Below are 18,815 nucleotides of genomic sequence, written 5' to 3'. Positions count from 1 at the left end.
TGTTCACCTTCACCCCTCGATAGCAGGCGTTACGCCGATCGAGGCGAACATCCTCCTGTACTCACCTGGCGTCAGCCCGCTGCATCGCTTGAAAAGGCGCCGGAAAAAGGCGCAGTTCTCATACCCGACGGCCACGGCAACCTCTTCGACGGAGATATCCTCACATTCAAGCAGACGCTTGGCCTCCTCGATGCGCAGGTTCTGGATGTACGCGATCAGGGTCAATCCCGTTGCCGCCTTGAAGCGGCGCTTGAGGCTACGCTCGGGAATACCGCATTCGGCGATGACCAGCGACAGGGCCGTGAGTTCGCGGAAATGTTCGCGTAGCAGATCCTCGGCCCGGCGCACGATGGAATCGGCATGCGGTTGGCGACGCACGAGGCTTGTGTAGGGGAGCTGTCCCTCACCGTGCAGCTTGAGCAGGTAGATCTTGGCGATGCGCAGAGCCTCGCCCGGACTGCAATGGCGGGAGATGATGTGGATTGCGAGGTCATGCCATGACGTGGTTCCTCCGGCGGTCACAATCCGTCCCGTTCGATCGGCAAACACAAGGTTCGGTTCCGGCCGGAACGATACCTGCGGGAAACGCGTCCGGAACAGATCCCGGTAGGCCCAATGCGAGGTTGCCTCGCGGCCATCGAGCAAGCCTGAGGCAGCCAGCAGAACCGAGCCGGAACATGCCGTGTAGATGATGCTGCCGCCGAGGTATCGAGACCGGATCCACTCGACGACCTCTCGGTGCCGCCCATGCATGTCATCGTCCGGCGCCAGCCAGAGTTCCGGAAGAATGATGACATCTGCCTGGGGATTGTCGCCGACGCTGAAGTCGGGCTGGACGGGAATGCGGTTTCCGCAGTCAAATGCATGCGATGTGTGCGCCACAATTCGCGGCACTATTCGCCGCGCGCCGGTATCCTCTGCGACGAGTTGTTCCCACAGCGTGCCCGTGGCGGAGAGCACGTCGATCATGCCGTAAAGCGCCGAGCCGGCGGTTTCCGGCAGGGCAAGGATCAGGGCCTCGAGTGGCGGTGGCCCGCTCATGCTGCTTGCGCAGACACGGCGCTCTTGCGCCAGCTTGCCGGTGCGCTGCCGAACGCCCGCTTGAACGCCCGCGAAAAGGCCGCCTCGGAATCGTAGCCTACGACGTTGGCGATCTGCGCCAGCGAAGCTGCCGTATTGCGCAGTTCCTGCGAGGCGACCTGCATGCGCCAGTTGGCAAGGTACTGGATTGGCGGCACGCCCAGCAGTCTGACGAAACGCTCCGCGAGTGCCGAGCGGGACAATCCCACCTCACGTGCCAGATCATCGATCGTCCACGGACGCGCGAGATCGCCATGAAAAAGCGCAACTGCGCGTGACACGTACGGATCGCGCAGGCCCGCGAGCCAGCCCGTCTGTCCTTCGGGCATCGCCAGCGAATAGCGCCGGATCGCCTCGACGAAGAGCAGTTCGGACAGCTTCGACAGCACTGCCTCCGATCCCGGACGCCCGCTTGCCACCTCATCGGCCGCGAACTGGAAGGTTGAGCGGATCCACTCCGCTCCGCCGCCTTCATCGACATTGAGGACGAGCAACGGCGGCAGGGTGGAGAGGACAGGGTTGTTCCTGGCTCCGTCGCAGCCGAGGAAACCGCATACGACGCGGGCTGCCTTCCCGCCCCCGCCATGTCGCACCGAGAACAGGCCGCAACCCTGGGGAGGGCAGATGATGTCCCCTGCAGGAACAGGCGTGCCGCGGATCGCGCTCCCCATGAGATGCACGTCGTTGTGCGGAACGAGCACGACTTCGCCGGCCCCTAGCCGCACGGGTTCGACGTCACCGTCCGCGATCCGCACCAGGAGTTCGCCTTCGACGACGTAGTGATAGGGGATGAGGTGCTCGACCGGTCCCATGAAGGGTGCGCACAGCTCCGGCACCATCTGGGCCGCGATGCACCACGGCTCGGTGAATTCGGCATGGAGGAATACGCCTCCCTTCAGTCTTGCGATGCGCAATACGTCCGAAAGCGCGTCCATCGCCCGCCTCTCCCTCGCGATCAGGTGTTTCAGTCAGACCTGCCGGCAGGGTGATCATAGATCGAACCGCGCCGCGAGACCAAAACAAAGCATCAGCCCGGTGCAGTGAGCTGTGCCCCGACCCCAGATCAATTCTGGCACGAATGGATCGGTTCTGTCGCAAACGGCCCTGATCAGACCGGACGAGCAACCTAGAATTGGGGCCAGGGCGGCATTGATGCGCCGCCAGTCCCCAAAGGAGAAAGACAATGAACGCGATGTGCGAAATCAAGGAAGCCAACCGCTATGAACGGTGCATCAGCGCTTCGAAAAGAGTCCGCTGGGACATCGAAGACGATGTCATTCGCGGCCGCAGCTTCGACCGAAGCGAGAAGTTCCTTCCCGACGGCCTCTCGCTCGTCGATGAATTTCCGGGCCTGTCCGAAGAAGAGAAGCGTTTCGTCAGCCAGATTCAAGGCTGGACCTACGCCAACATCTTCGGGCTCGTCGAACGCTACATCAACGCCAAGATCCTCGAACTGAGCCGGGATTACTGGTTCGGCGACCAGGTCGCTCTCGAAGCGCTGGTGCGCTTCAGTGACGAGGAACTCAAGCACCAGGCCCTGTTCCGCCGCATCGACGGGATGATCGGCACAGTGATGCCCGCAGGCTACCGTTTCGACATCGATCCGGACGGCGTTGCCGGCGCGGTTCTCAGCAAGAGCACCTGGGCCGTCCTGATGCTCACGCTCGACATCGAACTGTTCACCCAGGCTCACTACCGGCAGAGCATCGATTCCGACAGGCATCTCTCGCCGCTCTGGAAGGACGTCTTCCTCTATCACTGGAAGGAAGAGAGCCAGCACGCGATCCTCGACGAGTTGGAGCTGAAGCGGCACGACGCCAGCGTCAGCGAGGCGGAGCGGGACCAGGGCGTCGACGACTTCATCGCGCTCGTCGCGGCGGTCGACGGCATTCTGCAGGTGCAGGCGGCGGCCGATGCGGCCTACTTCGCCGAGACGTGCGGCCGTCCGGTCAATGCCGCCGAAAGGCAAGCAATCGAGGCCGCGTTCCTCAAGGCCTACCGCTGGCAGTACATCCATTCCGGCGCTCACCACCCGCACTTCGGCAAGGTGCTGAGCGAAATGGTCACCGAAGAGCAGATGAACCGCATCGGGCAGGCCCTCGCCGGTCTGAAGTGAAACTGCCCGTGTCAATTTGCAGGAGAAGGAGAAGAAACATGAATACCATGACCGAAACGACCCGTCCCGAAATCGTCAACGGCATCAATGTCGACGACCTCAAGCAACTGGTGTCGGGCGTTGCCGCCGATCCCGCCAATGGAGCGACCCGCTGGCGCGTTTCGACCCAATGGCAGGGACAGACGCACAGCCGCAGCCGGGTGGACGGTTTCGACATGGCAGGCGAGCACGTGGAGCGTCCGTTCACGATCGACATCGACGAGCCTTGCGAACTCGGCGGCTCGAACCGCTACCCCAATCCGCAGGAGCACCTGATCGCCGCGCTCAATGCATGCATGACGGTGGGCTATGTAGCGCAATGCGCCTTGCGGGGTATCACGCTCGAAAGCCTCGAGATCGAGACGGCTGGCGACATCGACCTGCGCGGCTTCCTCGGCCTCGACGATGCCGTGGCGCGCGGATACGAAACCCTCGCCTACACGGTTCGCATCAAGGGTGACGGAACTCCCGAGCAGTTCGAGGAAATCCACGCAGCCGTCATGGCAACGTCGCCCAACTACTACAACATCGCCAACCCTATCGCACTGAAATCGAGTTTGACTGTCGAGTAATAGACCCAACTTCCCGGCACGACCTTTCCGTCAAGGTCGTGCCGGGCTCGACATGAAATATCGGCCGCATAAGCGGTCACCTGAAATCCGCAGATGCTGCGCCCGATCTGCTGAACGGCGATAGCGTTCAGCCCAGGTGCGCCGCCTTGGTTGGCCCGGATGGGTCTCGATTCGCCCACTGTCGCGACCGTGCGAAATTCCTGGCAGCATGCCGGTGCGCCGTCATGACGAGCTGAGATTCCCTGAAGAGGGAGCCTGCGGCACCAGCGGGTATCTGCTCTTCCGGCCCTGAATTTGCGAATCTCGGCACCGAGCCCGCGGAATCGATTCCCGATGCGGGCGGAGGCCCCGCATGACGCCTACCAAACTCCTGATCGGCCAGATGCTGGTGGTGATGGCCATCACTGTTTCCGGCGTGTGGTTCGCGACGCAGTGGGCCGCAGCATCGCTGGCCTATCAGCCCGAACTTGGAGCAGCGTGGTTCAGGCTCTTCAATGTCCCGGTCTATGCCCCATGGGCCCTGTTCGGCTGGTGGTTTCACTACGATGCCTATGCGCCGAGCGTCTTTGACAAGGCCGGCGCGATCGCAGCCGCCAGCGGGTTGGCCGGCTGCGGAGCGGCCATTTTCGGCTCGCTCTGGCGGGCGCGTCAGCGGCGGCATGTCACCACGTACGGTTCGGCACGCTGGGCACAAATCCAGGAAATCCGAAAAGCCCGCCTGTTTGCCGAACGCGGTGTTTTCCTCGGGCGAATGGGCGCGGCCTATCTGCGCCACGACGGTCCGGAACATGTCATGGCCTTTGCGCCGACGCGCTCGGGCAAGGGCGTGGGCCTGGTCATCCCGACCCTTCTCGGCTGGTCCGGATCCACGGTCGTCCACGACATCAAGGGAGAAAACTGGCAGCTGACGGCCGGCTGGCGCGCGCGCTTTTCGCATTGCCTCCTCTTCAATCCGACCGACGCCGCCTCTGCGCGCTACAACCCGCTGCTCGAGGTCCGGCGCGGCGCATGCGAGGTGCGCGACGTCCAGAACATCGCGGATATTCTCGTCGATCCCGAAGGCGCGATCGAGAGGCGCGGCCATTGGGAAAAGACCAGCCACTCGCTGCTCGTCGGCGCGATTCTCCATGTGCTCTATGCCGAGGAAGAAAAGACCCTGGGGCGCGTTGCATCTTTCCTCTCCGATCCGCAGCGCCCGTTCGCGGCCACCCTGCGCGCGATGATGGTCACCAATCATCTCGGGACCGACAAGGCTCCTCGGGTGCATCCGGTCGTTGCCTCGGCCGCGCGTGAGGTGCTGAACAAGTCGGAAAACGAACGCTCGGGTGTTCTGTCGACGGCCATGTCGTTCCTTGGCCTCTACCGCGACCCCATGATCGCGGCGGTGACGGCCGCCTCCGACTGGCGCATAGCGGACCTGATCGAAGGCAAGCACCCGGTATCGCTGTACCTGGTGGTGCCACCCTCGGACATCAGCCGCACCAAGCCGCTGGTGCGCCTCATCCTCAACCAGATCGGCCGGCGCCTGACCGAGCAGCTCCATGCAGAGCACGGTGTGCAAGAGATGGCCAGTTCGCGTCACAGGCTGCTGCTGATGCTCGACGAGTTCCCTGCGCTGGGCCGGCTGGACTTCTTTGAAACCAGTCTTGCCTTCCTTGCAGGTTATGGCGTGCGTGCGTTCCTCATCGCGCAGAGCCTGAACCAGATCGAAAAGGCTTACGGCGAGCACAATTCGATTCTCGACAACTGCCATGTGCGCGTCGCCTTCGCCACGAACGACGAGCGCACCGCCAGGCGCGTTTCCGATGCCCTGGGTACAGCGACCGAGCAGCGCGCGATGCGCAACTATGCCGGGCACCGCCTCGCGCCGTGGCTCTCGCATGTCATGGTCAGCCGGCAGGAGACGGCGCGCGCGCTCCTGACGCCCGGTGAAGTCATGCAGCTTCCCGCCAGCGAGGAACTGGTGCTGGTCTCGGGCATGGCTCCCATTCGCGCGAAGAAACTGCGCTACTTCGAGGATGAGGCCTTTTCCGGCCGCGTGCTCCCGCCGCCCGGCCTCGATCCTGAAGGCTGCCGCGACCTGCCGCCGGCACGGCCCGACGATTGGGCCAAGCAGGTCGCTCATGCCGACGAACGGCTGCAGGCGCAGGAAGGCGAGCCCGAGAGCGCCGAAACCGGCGGCCCCGAACAGGCGCGTGAGCCCGGCCATGAGATCGAAACACCGCCCGCCGAAGCCGAGGTGACCACGGATCCGCTCGGCATGGGCGCCGAGGACGACGACATTGCGGCCGAGCAGAAGGCCATGGACCAGAGCCGCCAGCACGCCGTGGTCCGGACTGCCTACGGAATCGCGGCGGCCGAACGTCATCCTGACGAAGTCGAGCTGGGGCTGTGACGATGGCAGGCAAGATCCGCCATCAGCTGTTCCTGCCCGGCGACGTGAGCAAGAGGCTGGAAGTCCTGGCCAAGAAGCCCGGCGTGACTAAATCTGCCATCCTGGCGGAGGCCGTAACGGCCTGGCTCGACCGCAAGGGCCGCTCGGCTCTCGATGACCGGTTCGGTCAGCGGCTCGACCGCATTGCCGGCCTGCTCGACCGGCTCGTGCGGGACAGCCACATCGAACTTGAAACGCTTGCCCTCTTCATCCGCTATGAGCTGACGATCAATCCCCCATTGGCAGCAGGCGACCAAGCGGGACGCGCAGCCGGCGCGAAGCGGTTCGAGGCTTTCCTTTCGCAGGTCGCGCGCAAGATCGCAGCCGGTCAGCGCACGCTCGAACAGGGGCGCGACCAATGAGCGCCGCTCTCTCTGCGGCCCGCTCGCGCGCCATGCTGCGCACCGCGATGGGACCGGCGATCGCGGCGGCGCTTGGCGATCCCGGCGTCATCGAAATCATGGTCAATCCCGACGGCGCACTGCGTCTCGACATCCTCGGGCAGGGCAGGGTGGACACCGGCCTTCGGCTCGGCGCTGCGCAAGTCGAGCGGATCATCCGCCTGGTTGCCTCGCATGGGCGCGGCGAAGTCCACGCCGAGCGGCCGATTGTTTCCGCAGAACTGCCTGCTCATGGCCACGGCGCGGGCGAGCGGTTCGAAGGCCTGTTGCCGCCGGTCTCGCCGGCGCCGTGCTTTGCGATCCGCAAGCCGGCCGCGCGCATCTATACCCTGGCCGACTATGCATCGGCCGGCATCGTGCCGACCGAAGCCGCGCGGCTGCTCGGGCGGGCCGTGCGCGACCGGAAGAACATTCTGGTGGCCGGCGGCACGAGTTCGGGCAAGACGACGCTTGCCAATGCGCTTCTGGCGGAAATGGCCGAGCTCGACGAGCGGGTGATCCTCATCGAGGATACCCGCGAGCTGCAAAGCCCCGCACCGGACACCGTGGCGCTGCGCACCCGGTTCGGGGCCGTCACCATCGCCGATCTCGTGCGCTCGACGCTGCGTCTTCGGCCCGACCGCATCATCGTGGGCGAAGTGCGCGGGCCCGAGGCCCTCGACATGCTCAAGGCCTGGAACACGGGGCATCCGGGCGGCATCGCCACTGTCCATGCCAACAGCGCGAGATCCGCGCTCTACCGGATCGAGAGCCTGGTGCAGGAGGCGGTGGTGCGCGTGCCCCGGCCGCTCATAGCCGATGCCATCGACATGATCGTCTTCATTTCCGGACGCGGCCTGGAGCGCCGGATAGAGACCATCGCGCGCGTGGCCGGGCTCGATCCGGACAGCAGCGACTATCGGCTGCTCGATCTGCTTCCTTCCGCCCAAAGCACAGGAGATTGATCCCATGGAGACGTGTCACGCCGCTTTTTCCGCAGGCCGCAGAGCGCTCGGCGCAGGCTGCGTGCTGGTCCTCTCGCTCGCGGTGACTGGCCAGGCCCATGCCGCCGGTTCGGGCATGCCCTGGGAAGAGCCGCTCCAGCAGGTGCTGGAGTCGGTGCAGGGGCCGGTGGCCAAGATCGTTGCCGTGATCATCATCATTGTGACCGGCCTGACCCTGGCCGTCGGCGAAACGGCCGGCGGTTTTCGGCGGCTGATCCAGATCGTCTTCGGCCTGTCGATCGCGTTTGCCGCTTCGAGCTTCTTTCTCTCCTTCTTCAGCTTCGGCGGCGGAGCGCTGATCGCATGACCTGGGCCGACCAGCATATCGAAGGCTTCGAAGTGCCAGTCCATGCGAGCCTGGGCGCGCCGATTCTCCTTGGGGGCGCGCCGCGCGGTATCGCCATCTTCAATGGCACGCTGGCTGCCGCCGTCGGCCTCGGTCTCCAGCAATGGCTGGCGGGCCTCATCATCTGGGCGGCCGGGCACAGCCTTGCCGTTCTTGCCGCCCGGCGCGATCCCGACTTTGCGCCGGTCCTGCTTCGCCATCTGCGCCAGAAGGGATATCTGGCATGCTGAACCTTGCCGAATACCGCAGCCGCGCCGCGCGCCTTGCCGATCGCCTTCCCTGGGCGGCGCTGGTCGCGCCGGGCGTGATCCTCAACAAGGACGGCAGTTTCCTGCGGGTTCTCGAATTCCGCGGCCCCGATATGGAATCGGCGACCGAGGCCGAACTCGTCTCAATCGCGGCGCGCGCCAATAACGCGTTGCGGCGCTTCGGATCGGGCTGGGCGCTGTTCTTCGAAGCCGAGCGGCGCGAGGCGGCCGCCTATCCGGATAGCGTGTTTCCCGACGCAGCGAGCTGGCTCGTCGATCAGGAACGGCGCGCGGCCTTTCTCTCAGAGGCCGCGCACTTTGAAAGCCGCTACTTTCTGACGCTCACCTGGCTGCCGCCGGCCGACAGCCAGGACGCGGCGGGTCGCTCGCTGGTCGAGCGCTCGGACGAAACAAAGGGAAGGGACTGGCGCGGCGCGCTTGCCGGTTTCGTTGCCGAGACGAACCGCGTGCTCGACCTCTTCGAGGGCTTCATGCCGGAAGTGCGCGCGCTTTCCAGCGCCGAAACGCTCACGTACCTTCATGGCACGATTTCTCAGCGCCCCCATGACGTCGCCGTCCCCGAAACGCCGATGTACCTCGACGGCCTCCTCGTCGATACGCCGCTGCTGGGCGGCCTGGAACCACGGCTCGGCGACAAGCATATCCGCACGCTCAGTGTCCTGGGTTTTCCCAATGTCAGCCGGCCCGGGCTTCTCGATGCGCTCAACCACCAGGATTTCGGCTACCGCTGGGTCACGCGCTTCATCGCGCTCGACAAGGCCGAGGCGACAAAGGCGCTCACGAGGGTGCGCCGGCAATGGTTCAACAAGCGCAAGTCGCTGACGGCGCTGCTGCGCGAGGTGATGTACAACAGCCCCGCGCAGCTTCTCGACAGCGATGCAGACAACAAGGTCGCCGATGCCGATCTCGCGCTCCAGGCGCTTGGCGGCGATCATGTGTCTTTCGGCTATCTCACCACCACGATCACCGTCATGGATGCCGAGCGCGAGGCAGCAGAACGCAAGGTTCGCAAGATCGAACGGATCCTGGGCGGTCTCGGCTTCACGACGATCCGCGAGCGCGTCAATGCGGTCGAGGCCTGGCTCTCCTCGCTTCCCGGCCATGTCTACGCCAATGTCCGCCAACCGCTCGTTCACACGCTGAACCTTGCGCATCTCATGCCGCTCCCGGCGGTCTGGGCAGGCCCGGCGCGCAATGCGCATTTCGGCGGTCCTCCGCTGCTTTACGCGCAGACATCCGGATCGACACCGTTTCGCCTGGCGACCCACATCGGTGATGTTGGTCACATGCTGGTGGCGGGACCGACCGGGGCGGGCAAATCGGTGCTGCTGGCCCTGATCGCCCTCCAGTTCCGGCGCTACGCGGAGGCCCAGATCTACATCTTCGACAAGGGCCTTTCGGCGCGCGCGGCGGTGCTCGCGATGGGCGGGGCGCACCATGCGTTGGGTCTCGGCGGCGATGGTGCCGACGCCTTGGCCTTCCAGCCCTTGCGCGGGATCGACGAACCCGCCGAGCGGGCATGGGCGGCCGAATGGCTTGCCGCCTTGCTTGCGCAGGAAAACGTCACGGTCACCCCCGAGATCAAGGATCAGCTCTGGTCGGCCCTGGGCAGCCTCGCCTCGGCGCCGGCGGAGGAACGGACAATCACGGGGCTCGCACTGCTGCTGCAATCCAATGCGCTGCGCACGGCGCTGTCTCCCTATACGATCGACGGGCCTTACGGGCGGCTCCTCGACGCTGCGGAGCAATCGCTTCGTCTGACGAATGTGCAGTGCTTCGAGACTGAGACGCTGATGGGGCAGGCGAGCGCAGTGGCGCCGGTGCTGACTTATCTGTTCCACCGTCTCGAGGAGCGCTTCGACGGCCGCCCGACGCTGCTCATCCTCGATGAAGCCTGGATATTCCTCGATCATCCCCTGTTCGCTGCGCGGATCCGCGAATGGCTCAAAGTGCTGCGCAAGAGGAACGTCGCGGTCATCTTCGCGACGCAAAGCCTGGCCGATATCGCCGGCTCGGCGATTGCCCCGGCCATCCTCGAAAGCTGTCCGCAGCGGATACTGCTGCCCAACGACCGCGCGATCGAACCGCAAAGCCGGGACGTCTACGAGCGTTTCGGGCTCAATGCGCGCCAGATCGAACTGATCAGCCGGGCGGCTCCCAAGCGCCACTACTACCTGCAATCGGCACGCGGCAATCGGCTGTTCGAACTTGGCCTTGGTCCGGTTGCGCTCGCGCTTTGCGGCGCTTCGGATCCGGACGCGCAGGCCCGCATCGGTGCCCAGCTTGCCGCGCACGGTAGCAAAGACTTTCTCGCCCGCTTCCTCGCCGCGGCCGGCACCGCCTGGGCGGCCGACCTGGTGCGCGCGTTTCCTTGCAAAAATCCCCGTTCAAATCCCCAGCCTGCAGGAGAAGTCCTATGAGAATCACGTTTCGTCCCCGCACGATTACTGGCGCTGCCGCGCTCGCCATGGCCGCGGCGGGTGTGCTTGCCATCGAGATGTCGGTGCCGAGCCGGCCTGCTCATGCCTTCGTCGTGTTCGATCCATCGAACTACGGGCAGAACCTGCTCACCGCCGCGCGCACGCTGCAACAGATCAACAACCAGATCCGCTCGCTTCAGAACGAGGCACAGAGCCTGATCAACCAGGCGAAGAACCTTGAGACGATCGGCTTTCCCGAACTGGAGGCGATCACCCAGACCTTGCAGCAGGTCGATGTACTGATGGGCCAGGCGCAGGGCATCCGCTTCCGGATCGCCAGTCTCGATGAACAGTATCGCCGGCTCTATCCGGAAGGCTTCGACAAGGCTCTCAGCCTCGAGGGCCACGTCCTTGCCGCGCGCGAGCGGCTCGAGACGGCCATGGCAGCCTATCGCCGCACGATGGGCGTGCAGGCGCAGATCGTCGAAAACGTCGCGGCCGATGCGCGGATCCTCGATGCGATCGCCGCGCGCAGCCAGAATGCCCGCGGCGCGCTTCAGGTCGGTCAGGCCACCAACCAGCTGCTCGCGCTTACCGCCAAGCAGCAGTTCCAGATCCAGCAGCTCATGGCCGCGCAGTACCGAGCCGATGCGGTTCGCGAGGCCAACCGCGAACAGGCGCGTATCGACGCCCGCGCCGCTACCCGGAAGTTTCTGGGATCCGGATCGGCCTATTCGTCCGACTAGCCCCCCACCGGGCCTGAGGCCTGATCCGGTCAGCGGCGGCGGCATGCCTCTCCCGCCGCCGCACTCCGCGGGGCGCGGTCAAGTCCCCGGCCGCGTCCCGCACCGAGCCGCCACAATCGAAGGAAAGTCCAAGCGCCCGTAGGATAAGTATGAAGCGCTACATCCCCTCTCGGAGACAAGTTTCTCCATACTCTCCTCCGAACCGGACGTGCGGGTTTCCTCGCATCCGGCTCTCCATGCCTGCACGGGGGGCCGCGCAGGGGTGGGCCTCAGACATGTCTGAGGCTGTGGAACGCATCCCAGAAGCCGCGCACGCTGGCGCGGTGTCTGGCCTCTCGGGGCGCATCCCATCCATTCGGTTTCGTAATAAGCTGGGTCGGGTAGCGACAGGTCCGTCCCTCAGTGAGGAACCGCAACCGAGTGGTCCCTTCGGTCCACTGCCGCCGTTTTCCCGGTGCGCTGTGATGGAAGCCACGTCGCACCACCGGCCACGACGCGTCTCCGTGCTTCTTTCTCAGCCAGCGCCCAACGCGCTCCCAGATCCAGAAGTCGAGCTGGTGGAACGCCCGATAAGCACCTGTGGCATACCGGTAGTAATTCCTCCAACCCAACAGGACCGGGTTGAGCTTGTTGATCAGAGTGGTGAGCATGCTTCCGGTGGAAGTTCGCTTCACCAAGGCCTTGATCTTGTAGCGCAGGTCGTTCAGCTTGCCCTTCGGGATGAAGAGGTTGCCGACACGGCGACCCGTATTGCGGGCTTTTGTCTGCGCCACCCGGTAGCCAAGGAAGCCGAAGCCTTCCCTGACGTCGGTGATCTTGGTCTTTTCAACCGACAGCTCCATACGAAGCTCCGTTTTCAGGAACTCCGCCAGCGCGAGCTTTTCCGCTTCCGCCTGCTCCCTCGTGCCGTCCACGAGAACGACGAAGTCGTCCGCGTATCTGACCATATAGAACACCGTTCTGCGCCGCTTATGGTCTCTGACCCTGCGGGCAGCAGCATTTATATATGGTTCGCGAGGTCGCTGGGACCATCGTCCATATCGCTCGTCGAGAGCTGTCAGGTAGATATTCGACAGCATCGGCGATATGATCCCGCCTTGGGGCGAGCCCGTTACGGGGTGACGAACGGTCCCTTCAACCATCACGCCGGCTTTCAGGAACGCGAGGATCAGCTTCAGCACCTTGCGGTCGCTGATGCGTTTGCGCACACGCTCCATCATGACGTGATGATCGATGGCGTCGAAGCATCCCTTGATGTCGCCCTCGATGACGTAGCGATAGACCGAGGGTCCGCGCTTTGTCGGGTGAAGGACCTTCACGATCCTCTCGAGTGCGTCGTGGGTGCTCCGGCCTATGCGGAACCCGTACGAGGTCGGATAAAAATCCGTCTCGAAGATGGGCTCCAAGACCAGCTTCAAAGCCATTTGTACCAGTCGGTCGATGAGCGTTGGAATGCCGAGCGGGCGGAACTTCCCCGGCTTGCCGGGCTTCGGGATGAGCCGTTGCCTGACGGGTTGCGGTTGATAGGTTCCGTTGCGAAGGGCCTCGCGAACTTCTTCGATCAGCCCTTCCGCACCACCGGGGCGCTCTTCGACCACGCGCCGCGTCATACCATCCGTGCCCGGAGTCTTGCTGCCGCTATTGCGGACAAGCCTTTCCCAAGCTGCGGTCAGTATTCTGCGGTCGCATACGATATTGAACAGATCAGCAAAGACCTTGTCAGGGTCTTCGTGACTCCACCGATACAGTTTGCGCTGCATGTCGAGGACGAACGAGGTATTCACCTCATCGGACATAAGTCCACCTCCTGCCTGCTCTCTGTACCCACTGCCTCCCTTCGCCATGTGAACGGCTTTCCCGTCCTCGGACTACTACGAAGGCTCCGCCCCCCATCACCGCGATCGCTGGTCGCTTCAGCCGCCCGACGTTTGGAGACGCCGGGAGCGATGGCAGGGTTCTCAGGTTCCGTAATTGATCTCTCGCCTGTTTTAGGCACCGACTTTACCCCGTGCGGATTCTGGCCACGACACACCGCAAGCTCGTGTCGAGGCTGGCGCGCGGCACGCCGCGCACCCCCAGTCCGTGCATCCACACCACGGACCAACGCTCCGCCGATCTGCGGTTCGCACCACAGATCGATCCGCCCACTTCCGAGTTGGCGGATGTTCAAGTCTACCGGGGCTTCCACCATCGGTTCGGTTTCCCTTGCCATGGCAAGCTCGCTCGCCGGACCAGCCACGGGATCGGAAGTCCCCGTCTGTCCGACTTTTATGGGTTCTGCTGATTTATGCCTCACCGGAAGCACCCGGCTCGACTCACCCACCGCTCGTCACCGCATGTTGCGTCACACGGCGCGCAGGGTCTTGCACCCTGCGAGATCAAAAACAGCAATAAAATCAAAGCACTCCTTTCTTTGATTAGGACCTGACGCACATGAACGACCTCAATGTCATCGATGCGTTCATGATCGCCTTCATCCGCTACATCGACAGCGGGTTCGGGCTGCTGGGCGGCGATGTGCGCTTCCTCACGGCCACGCTCATCGGCATCGACATAACGCTCGCCGGGCTGTTCTGGGCGCTGGGCGGCGAGGACAACGTCCTTGGGCGCTTCATCCGCAAGATCCTTTACGTGGGCGCCTTCGCGTTCATCCTGAACAGCTTTTCCATACTGGCGGACGTGATCTTCCGCTCCTTTGCGCAAGCCGGGCTTACCGCAGGTGGCGGCGTGCTGTCGGCGGGCGATCTTCTGAAACCCGGCCGGCTTGCCGGCACCGGCTTTTCCGCCGCCTGGCCGCTGCTCGACCAGGCTTCGCAGATGCTCGGTTTTACCAGCTTCTTCGACAATTTCCTGACGATCGCGGTGCTGCTGTTTGCCTGGGCGCTCGTCATCATCGCCTTTTTCATCCTCGCGGTGCAGATGTTCGTGACCATCATCGAGTTCAAGCTGGTGAGCCTTGCCGGCTTCATCCTCGTTCCCTTCGCGCTCTGGAATCGCACCAGCTTCCTGGCCGAGCGGGTACTGGGCCATGTCGTCAGCTCGGGCATCAAGGTCATGGTGCTCGCCGTTATCGTCGGCATCGGATCGAACTTCTTCGCCCAGTTCACCTCGGCGCTGCAGGGCCAGGAGCCCGACATCGGCCAGGCCATGAGCCTCGTGCTCGCCAGTCTTGCGCTCTTCGGACTCGGCATTTTCGCCCCCTCGGTCGCGAGCGGCCTCGCTTCGGGTGCGCCGCAACTCGGCGCGGGCGCTGCGCTCGGTACGATGCTTGGAGCCGGCGGGACCGCCATGCTGGCAGGCGGCGGCGCGATCGGCGGCGCGCGGCTTCTCGGCGGCGGCGCCCTTGGCGCCCTTCGCGCCGGTACGGCCATGGGTTCGGCTGCATCGAGCGCCTATGCGCTGGGCAGGGAAACCGCCTCCACGCCCAGCGTGGCCGCCGGGCTCGGCGGCGCTGTGCGGGCAGCCGGAAGGACGGCGCGCGGCGCTGCATCGGACGCGTTTGGCCTCGGTGAGGCGGCGCAGCGCGGGCGCAAGGCTGCGTGGAATGCTCTCAATGACGCGAACTCTCCTCCTCCGGCTTCCGGGGGAGGAGAGACGGCGCCCGCCTGGGCGAGGGCGCTGCAAAACCGGCAGACCGCCCGGCACCACCGGCAGCTTGCCGTCCATGCCCTGCAGCAGGGCGACCGCGGCGGCGGCGCGATGACCCCGGACATCAAGGAAAGGAGCGAATAGAGCCATGCGATTCAAGCGCAGCGTCCAGACCTACGGGCGGACTCCTCAGCCCGAGACGCCCTGGCAGCGGGCAGGGCAGCTCTGGGACGAGCGGATCGGCTGTGCGCGAGTACAGGCGAGGAACTGGCGGCTGATGGCATTTGGCGCGCTCGCGCTCTCGTGCCTCATGTCCACAGCGCTCGTCTGGCAATCGATGCACAGCCGCGTGGTACCTTACGTCGTCGCGGTCGACCGGCTTGGCGAGCCGCGCGCGATCAGCGAAGCCGAAGCGGGCTACAGGCCGACCGACCCGCAGATCGCCTGGGCCCTTTCCAGGTTCATCAGGCACGTGCGCGGCGTGTCGCTCGATCCGGTCGTCATGCGCCGGCACTGGCTCGAGGCCTATGACTTTGCGACCACGCGCGGGGCCGGGTTTCTGAGCGCCTATGCGCGCTCGTCGGGCGCGCTCACGCGGATCGGCGAGCGCACCGTTTCGGTCGAGGTTACCAGCGTCGTGCGCGCCTCGGACAAGAGCTTCCAGGTCAAATGGGCCGAGAGCGTCTTCGAACGCGGCAGTCCGGCCGGCACCAGCAAGTGGACCGCGATCCTTACCGTGGCCGAGAAACCGCCCAGGGACGCGGAAACGCTCAGGAAGAACCCGCTCGGGATCTATGTCGATGCCATCGACTGGAGCCGCGAACTTGAGCCGCAAACGCACACGGCGGCCCCGGCGCGCCCAGTCCGACGCGCCATCGATGCCCGCTCACCGCATGCTCCTGATCCTGCCGCTTTCACCACATTGATGGAGGTCCAGCCATGAAGACATTTCTCCTCGCATCGGCGATTGCCAGTGCTGCCCATCCAGGCTCCGCATACGCCAGGATTGCGCAGGTCTCGCCGGTCCAGACCATTGCCGAGGCGATACGCAAGGCGACGATCGAGCCGGAAGGGCAAGCCTTCATCAATGCACGTCAGGTCTATCTCTGGTCCGACGGCGCTCTCTATCACGCCTACACCGCGCCCGGCATGGTCACCGACATCGCCCTGCAGCCGGGCGAGGCGCTCATCGCGGTCGCTGCCGGCGATACGGCGCGCTGGGTGATCGGCGATACCACGAGCGGCAATGGAGAAAGCAAGCGAACGCATGTTCTGGTCAAGCCGTTCAGCGCCGGCCTGTCGACCAATCTCGTCATCACGACCGATCGGCGCGCCTATCACCTGCACCTTACCAGCGCTGTCAAAGGGGCCATGGCGGCCCTGTCCTGGACTTATCCCCGCGATGAACTTCTGGCCTACCAGCGGGCGCGGGCGGCGGCCGAAGCGGCAAGGCCCGTCTCCTCTGGCCTCAGCATCGAGCAGTTCTACTTCGGATATTCCATTTCCGGCGACAGGCCAACATGGCGGCCGGTGCGCGCCTTCGACGACGGGCGGCAGACCTTCATCGAATTTCCGGTCTCGATCGGGGCGAGCGAAGCGCCTCCGCTCTTCCTGATCGGCTCCGAAGGCAAGGCCGAGCTCGTCAACTACCGCATGCGCGGGCGCTTCTACGTCATCGACCGCATCTTCGACGTTGCCGAACTGCGTCTCGGACGAAAGAAGCAGCAGGTCGTTCGCATTACCCGCGGGCTAGGCAAGCGGGGGCAATCGTGAGCGAAGAGCAAGCTGCCGCCAGCGAGGAGGCCAAGGCGCCTTCCCCGCCGCCGAAGGTCGATCCGGAGACGCTGGCCATTCGCGCACGGCCGCCGCGCGCGATCCGCTTTCGCCGTGAGGTGATCATCGCAGGGGCAGCAGCAGGCGCGGCGGCGCTGGTGGCCGTGGCATGGATCGCGCTCGAGCCGCGGATCGTGCGGCAGGCGGCGCAGCAAAGCGAGCTGTCGCAGCCTGGTGCCAGGCCTGCGAACGAAGTGGCCCAGGGCCTCCCCGACAATTATGCGGGCGTGCCCAGGCTCGGGCCGCCGCTTCCAGGCGATCTGGGGCGTCCCATCCTGCGGGCCCGGCAGCGCGAGATGGCCGCGCAGGAAGGCTATCCCGGCAGTGCAGTCGAGGCTGCAATGCCCGAGCGCCAGCGCAAGGCGGCCGAACTCCGGGCGGCGCGAGAATCGGCATTGCTTGTTCAATCCGGGCGGCCGCCCGCGGCAGGTCCGGCAGCGCGTGACGCGGTGGCGCTGCCCGCGCCTCGTGTGCCGGAACTTGCGCCTGCCGATGCCGGGAGCGGTTCCCATGGGCAGGATCACAAGGCAAAGTTCGTCGCCTCGCTCGATGACGGTGGGGACATCAATCCGCATCGTCTTTCCGGGCCTGCATCGCCGAATTCGCTCGTGGCCGGCAGCGTCATTGCCGCCAGCCTCCTGACCGGTCTCAATTCCGATCTTCCCGGGATGGTCATCGCGCAGGTCACGCAGAACGCTTACGACACCGCGACTGGTCAGGTCCTGCTCGTTCCCCAGGGCGCGCGGCTTGTCGGCAAGTACGACAGCGCCGTCGCATTCGGGCAGCGGCGCGCGCTGGTGGTGTGGCAAAGGCTGATCCTGCCGGACGGAAGGTCGATGCGCCTCGACAACATGCCGGCGGCCGATCCGTCGGGCTATGCGGGGCTCGCCGACAAGGTGGATTTTTACACCTGGCGGCTATTGAAAGGCGCCGCGATTTCCACATTGCTTGGCGTCGGTGCCCAGCTCTCGGTGTCGGGTGAAAGCGACCTCGTTGAGGCCATCCGCGAGGCGGCGCAGACGAATATCGCGCGAGCAGGCGATCAGCTTGCCCAGCACAACCTGAATATCCCGCCGACGGTCACGATCCGGCCCGGAACGCCGGTGCGCCTGATCGTTCGGCGCGATCTCGTCTTCCCTCCAAGGGTGCACAAGGAGCCCGATCATGTCCGACCTTAAGCTTGCCCGCATTCCCGACCGCACGCCTGTGAAGGTTTCGATTTCCATGATGCCCGACCTTCATGCGGCGCTGCAGGACTACGCGCGGATCTATGCCCGGACCTATGGGCGAGAAGAACCCGTCGCAGAACTGATCCCGGCAATCCTGTCGGCGTTTCTGGAAAGCGACCGCGGTTTTGCCCGGGCGCGTGCCGAGCTGGAGAAGGAGGGGGCGACATGACCGAGCAGGAGCGCGACCGATTGATCCGGATCGACGAGGTCAAGCGCAGGGTCGGGCTCGCGTTGGCTCGGCCATGAATCCGTCACGATGACCCAGGCTCGTCTGCACGCTCACCTCGCGCTGAAGGAGGCGGCGCTGGCCCGGGTCAACGTTCAAGGGACAGAAGGGTGTGCGCTATAAGCCTGGGGACCGGCTGCTCGCCTTCCTCGATGCGCTATAATTCGGCCTTCTGGCGCAGCCCATCGAGCCACTCGCGCGACACTGCCTCGACCTTGTCGCGCAGCGATCGAACTGCGTTTGTGATGGCTACGAGATCGTCGCTGCCGATCTCGTAGCTGGCCGAGTACCTGGCCTCGACGTACGCGCGTTTGGCGAGCTCGAAGCGGCGCCGGTCCAGCCTGGTCGCGCGCGGCCAACTGGCGACGAGGCGCGGTTCCTTGTCCTCGGCCAGCGAACGCAGGAATTTCAGGTTGTGCGAGCGTGGAACTTATGCCGAGCGGCGGACTATGCCGAGTGGGTTTAGGATTCCTCGGTGCGCCAATGTATTACCGGTAATTGGCTCGGCATAGTTTAGGCTTTCTCCTCAGCAC

Annotated in this window: 17 protein-coding genes; 14 read left to right on the top strand and 3 right to left on the bottom strand. The window is 64.8% G+C overall.

The annotated features are described in order from the left end of the window. Positions 1-9 precede the first annotated feature (9 nt). On the bottom strand, positions 10-1,041 hold the full coding sequence (locus tag IEX32_RS12080; protein WP_188771794.1) for a GlxA family transcriptional regulator: 1,032 nt from the start codon (positions 1,039-1,041) through the stop codon (positions 10-12). After that, positions 1,038-2,015, bottom strand: a complete 978-nt coding sequence (locus IEX32_RS12075; protein ID WP_188771793.1) for an AraC family transcriptional regulator — start codon at positions 2,013-2,015, stop codon at positions 1,038-1,040. Before IEX32_RS12075 ends, IEX32_RS12080 begins: the two co-directional genes overlap by 4 nt. A 248-nt stretch (positions 2,016-2,263) precedes the next feature. Between IEX32_RS12075 and IEX32_RS12070 the strand changes: the two genes are divergently transcribed. The 9 genes from IEX32_RS12070 to trbJ all read left to right on the top strand — a co-directional run bounded on the left by IEX32_RS12070 (position 2,264) and on the right by trbJ (position 11,406). Beyond that, positions 2,264-3,196: a hypothetical protein gene (locus IEX32_RS12070; protein ID WP_188771792.1), complete on the top strand. Its 933-nt coding sequence runs from the start codon at positions 2,264-2,266 to the stop codon at positions 3,194-3,196. A 38-nt stretch (positions 3,197-3,234) separates the two neighbouring features. Further along, on the top strand, positions 3,235-3,807 hold the full coding sequence (locus IEX32_RS12065; RefSeq protein WP_188771791.1) for an OsmC family protein: 573 nt from the start codon (positions 3,235-3,237) through the stop codon (positions 3,805-3,807). Between the two features lie 352 nt (positions 3,808-4,159). Continuing rightward, entirely contained in the window at positions 4,160-6,202 is a 2,043-nt protein-coding gene (locus tag IEX32_RS12060; protein WP_188771790.1) for a conjugal transfer protein TraG, read from the top strand. Between the two features lie 2 nt (positions 6,203-6,204). Further along, positions 6,205-6,603, top strand: a complete 399-nt coding sequence (locus IEX32_RS12055) for a YlcI/YnfO family protein (RefSeq protein ID WP_188771789.1) — start codon at positions 6,205-6,207, stop codon at positions 6,601-6,603. Further along, complete coding sequence (gene trbB / locus IEX32_RS12050) at positions 6,600-7,586, top strand: P-type conjugative transfer ATPase TrbB (protein ID WP_188771788.1); 987 nt, start codon at positions 6,600-6,602, stop codon at positions 7,584-7,586. Before IEX32_RS12055 ends, trbB begins: the two co-directional genes overlap by 4 nt. A 4-nt stretch (positions 7,587-7,590) precedes the next feature. Next, the gene (locus IEX32_RS12045) at positions 7,591-7,932 is read left to right on the top strand and encodes a TrbC/VirB2 family type IV secretion system protein (RefSeq protein WP_188771787.1); all 342 of its coding nucleotides are present in this window, start codon (positions 7,591-7,593) and stop codon (positions 7,930-7,932) included. Further along, positions 7,929-8,201 (top strand): VirB3 family type IV secretion system protein, encoded by a 273-nt coding sequence (locus IEX32_RS12040; RefSeq protein WP_188771786.1) that lies wholly within the window; start codon positions 7,929-7,931, stop codon positions 8,199-8,201. The genes IEX32_RS12045 and IEX32_RS12040 overlap by 4 nt, the downstream gene beginning before the upstream one ends. After that, the gene (trbE, locus tag IEX32_RS12035; RefSeq protein WP_188771785.1) at positions 8,195-10,660 is read left to right on the top strand and encodes a conjugal transfer protein TrbE; all 2,466 of its coding nucleotides are present in this window, start codon (positions 8,195-8,197) and stop codon (positions 10,658-10,660) included. Before IEX32_RS12040 ends, trbE begins: the two co-directional genes overlap by 7 nt. Further along, entirely contained in the window at positions 10,657-11,406 is a 750-nt protein-coding gene (gene trbJ, locus IEX32_RS12030) for a P-type conjugative transfer protein TrbJ (RefSeq protein WP_188771784.1), read from the top strand. The genes trbE and trbJ overlap by 4 nt, the downstream gene beginning before the upstream one ends. A gap of 269 nt (positions 11,407-11,675) precedes the next feature. On the opposite strand, the gene ltrA is transcribed toward trbJ, so the two are convergent. Beyond that, positions 11,676-13,202 carry a group II intron reverse transcriptase/maturase gene (ltrA, locus tag IEX32_RS12025; protein WP_229736345.1) on the bottom strand — a complete coding sequence of 509 codons (1,527 nt, stop codon included), beginning with the start codon at positions 13,200-13,202 and terminating at the stop codon, positions 11,676-11,678. A 637-nt stretch (positions 13,203-13,839) separates the two neighbouring features. Here ltrA and trbL point away from each other — a divergent pair. Genes trbL through IEX32_RS12000 form a run of 5 tightly spaced genes read left to right on the top strand, consistent with a single transcriptional unit; the run spans position 13,840 to position 18,225 of the window. Beyond that, positions 13,840-15,138, top strand: coding sequence for a P-type conjugative transfer protein TrbL (gene trbL / locus IEX32_RS12020; protein WP_188771782.1), 1,299 nt, complete (start codon positions 13,840-13,842; stop codon positions 15,136-15,138). Between the two features lie 4 nt (positions 15,139-15,142). Further along, positions 15,143-15,937, top strand: a complete 795-nt coding sequence (gene trbF, locus IEX32_RS12015; protein ID WP_188771781.1) for a conjugal transfer protein TrbF — start codon at positions 15,143-15,145, stop codon at positions 15,935-15,937. After that, complete coding sequence (trbG, locus tag IEX32_RS12010) at positions 15,934-16,767, top strand: P-type conjugative transfer protein TrbG (RefSeq protein WP_188771780.1); 834 nt, start codon at positions 15,934-15,936, stop codon at positions 16,765-16,767. The genes trbF and trbG overlap by 4 nt, the downstream gene beginning before the upstream one ends. After that, complete coding sequence (locus IEX32_RS12005; protein ID WP_188771779.1) at positions 16,764-18,005, top strand: TraB/TrbI/VirB10 family type IV secretion system protein; 1,242 nt, start codon at positions 16,764-16,766, stop codon at positions 18,003-18,005. The genes trbG and IEX32_RS12005 overlap by 4 nt, the downstream gene beginning before the upstream one ends. Next, complete coding sequence (locus IEX32_RS12000; protein WP_188771778.1) at positions 17,992-18,225, top strand: DUF2274 domain-containing protein; 234 nt, start codon at positions 17,992-17,994, stop codon at positions 18,223-18,225. Before IEX32_RS12005 ends, IEX32_RS12000 begins: the two co-directional genes overlap by 14 nt. Positions 18,226-18,815 lie beyond the last annotated feature (590 nt).

Source organism: Novosphingobium endophyticum (assembly GCF_014640675.1).
Lineage (GTDB): Bacteria > Pseudomonadota > Alphaproteobacteria > Sphingomonadales > Sphingomonadaceae > Novosphingobium > Novosphingobium endophyticum.
Note: the sequence above shows the minus strand (reverse complement) of the source record. Positions and strands in the feature narration are given on the sequence as shown.

Excerpts from the sequence above, each read along its gene's own strand:
- trbG (WP_188771780.1), top strand. The coding sequence starts at position 15,934 with ATGAAGACATTTCTCCTCGCATCGGCGATTGCCAGTGCTGCCCATCCA.
- IEX32_RS12075 (WP_188771793.1), bottom strand. The coding sequence starts at position 2,015 with ATGGACGCGCTTTCGGACGTATTGCGCATCGCAAGACTGAAGGGAGGC.
- IEX32_RS12000 (WP_188771778.1), top strand. The coding sequence starts at position 17,992 with ATGTCCGACCTTAAGCTTGCCCGCATTCCCGACCGCACGCCTGTGAAG.
- IEX32_RS12065 (WP_188771791.1), top strand. The coding sequence starts at position 3,235 with ATGAATACCATGACCGAAACGACCCGTCCCGAAATCGTCAACGGCATC.
- trbB (WP_188771788.1), top strand. The coding sequence starts at position 6,600 with ATGAGCGCCGCTCTCTCTGCGGCCCGCTCGCGCGCCATGCTGCGCACC.
- trbJ (WP_188771784.1), top strand. The coding sequence starts at position 10,657 with ATGAGAATCACGTTTCGTCCCCGCACGATTACTGGCGCTGCCGCGCTC.
- trbL (WP_188771782.1), top strand. The coding sequence starts at position 13,840 with ATGAACGACCTCAATGTCATCGATGCGTTCATGATCGCCTTCATCCGC.
- IEX32_RS12080 (WP_188771794.1), bottom strand. The coding sequence starts at position 1,041 with ATGAGCGGGCCACCGCCACTCGAGGCCCTGATCCTTGCCCTGCCGGAA.
- IEX32_RS12070 (WP_188771792.1), top strand. The coding sequence starts at position 2,264 with ATGAACGCGATGTGCGAAATCAAGGAAGCCAACCGCTATGAACGGTGC.
- trbF (WP_188771781.1), top strand. The coding sequence starts at position 15,143 with ATGCGATTCAAGCGCAGCGTCCAGACCTACGGGCGGACTCCTCAGCCC.
- IEX32_RS12040 (WP_188771786.1), top strand. The coding sequence starts at position 7,929 with ATGACCTGGGCCGACCAGCATATCGAAGGCTTCGAAGTGCCAGTCCAT.
- IEX32_RS12055 (WP_188771789.1), top strand. The coding sequence starts at position 6,205 with ATGGCAGGCAAGATCCGCCATCAGCTGTTCCTGCCCGGCGACGTGAGC.
- IEX32_RS12045 (WP_188771787.1), top strand. The coding sequence starts at position 7,591 with ATGGAGACGTGTCACGCCGCTTTTTCCGCAGGCCGCAGAGCGCTCGGC.
- ltrA (WP_229736345.1), bottom strand. The coding sequence starts at position 13,202 with ATGTCCGATGAGGTGAATACCTCGTTCGTCCTCGACATGCAGCGCAAA.
- IEX32_RS12060 (WP_188771790.1), top strand. The coding sequence starts at position 4,160 with ATGACGCCTACCAAACTCCTGATCGGCCAGATGCTGGTGGTGATGGCC.
- trbE (WP_188771785.1), top strand. The coding sequence starts at position 8,195 with ATGCTGAACCTTGCCGAATACCGCAGCCGCGCCGCGCGCCTTGCCGAT.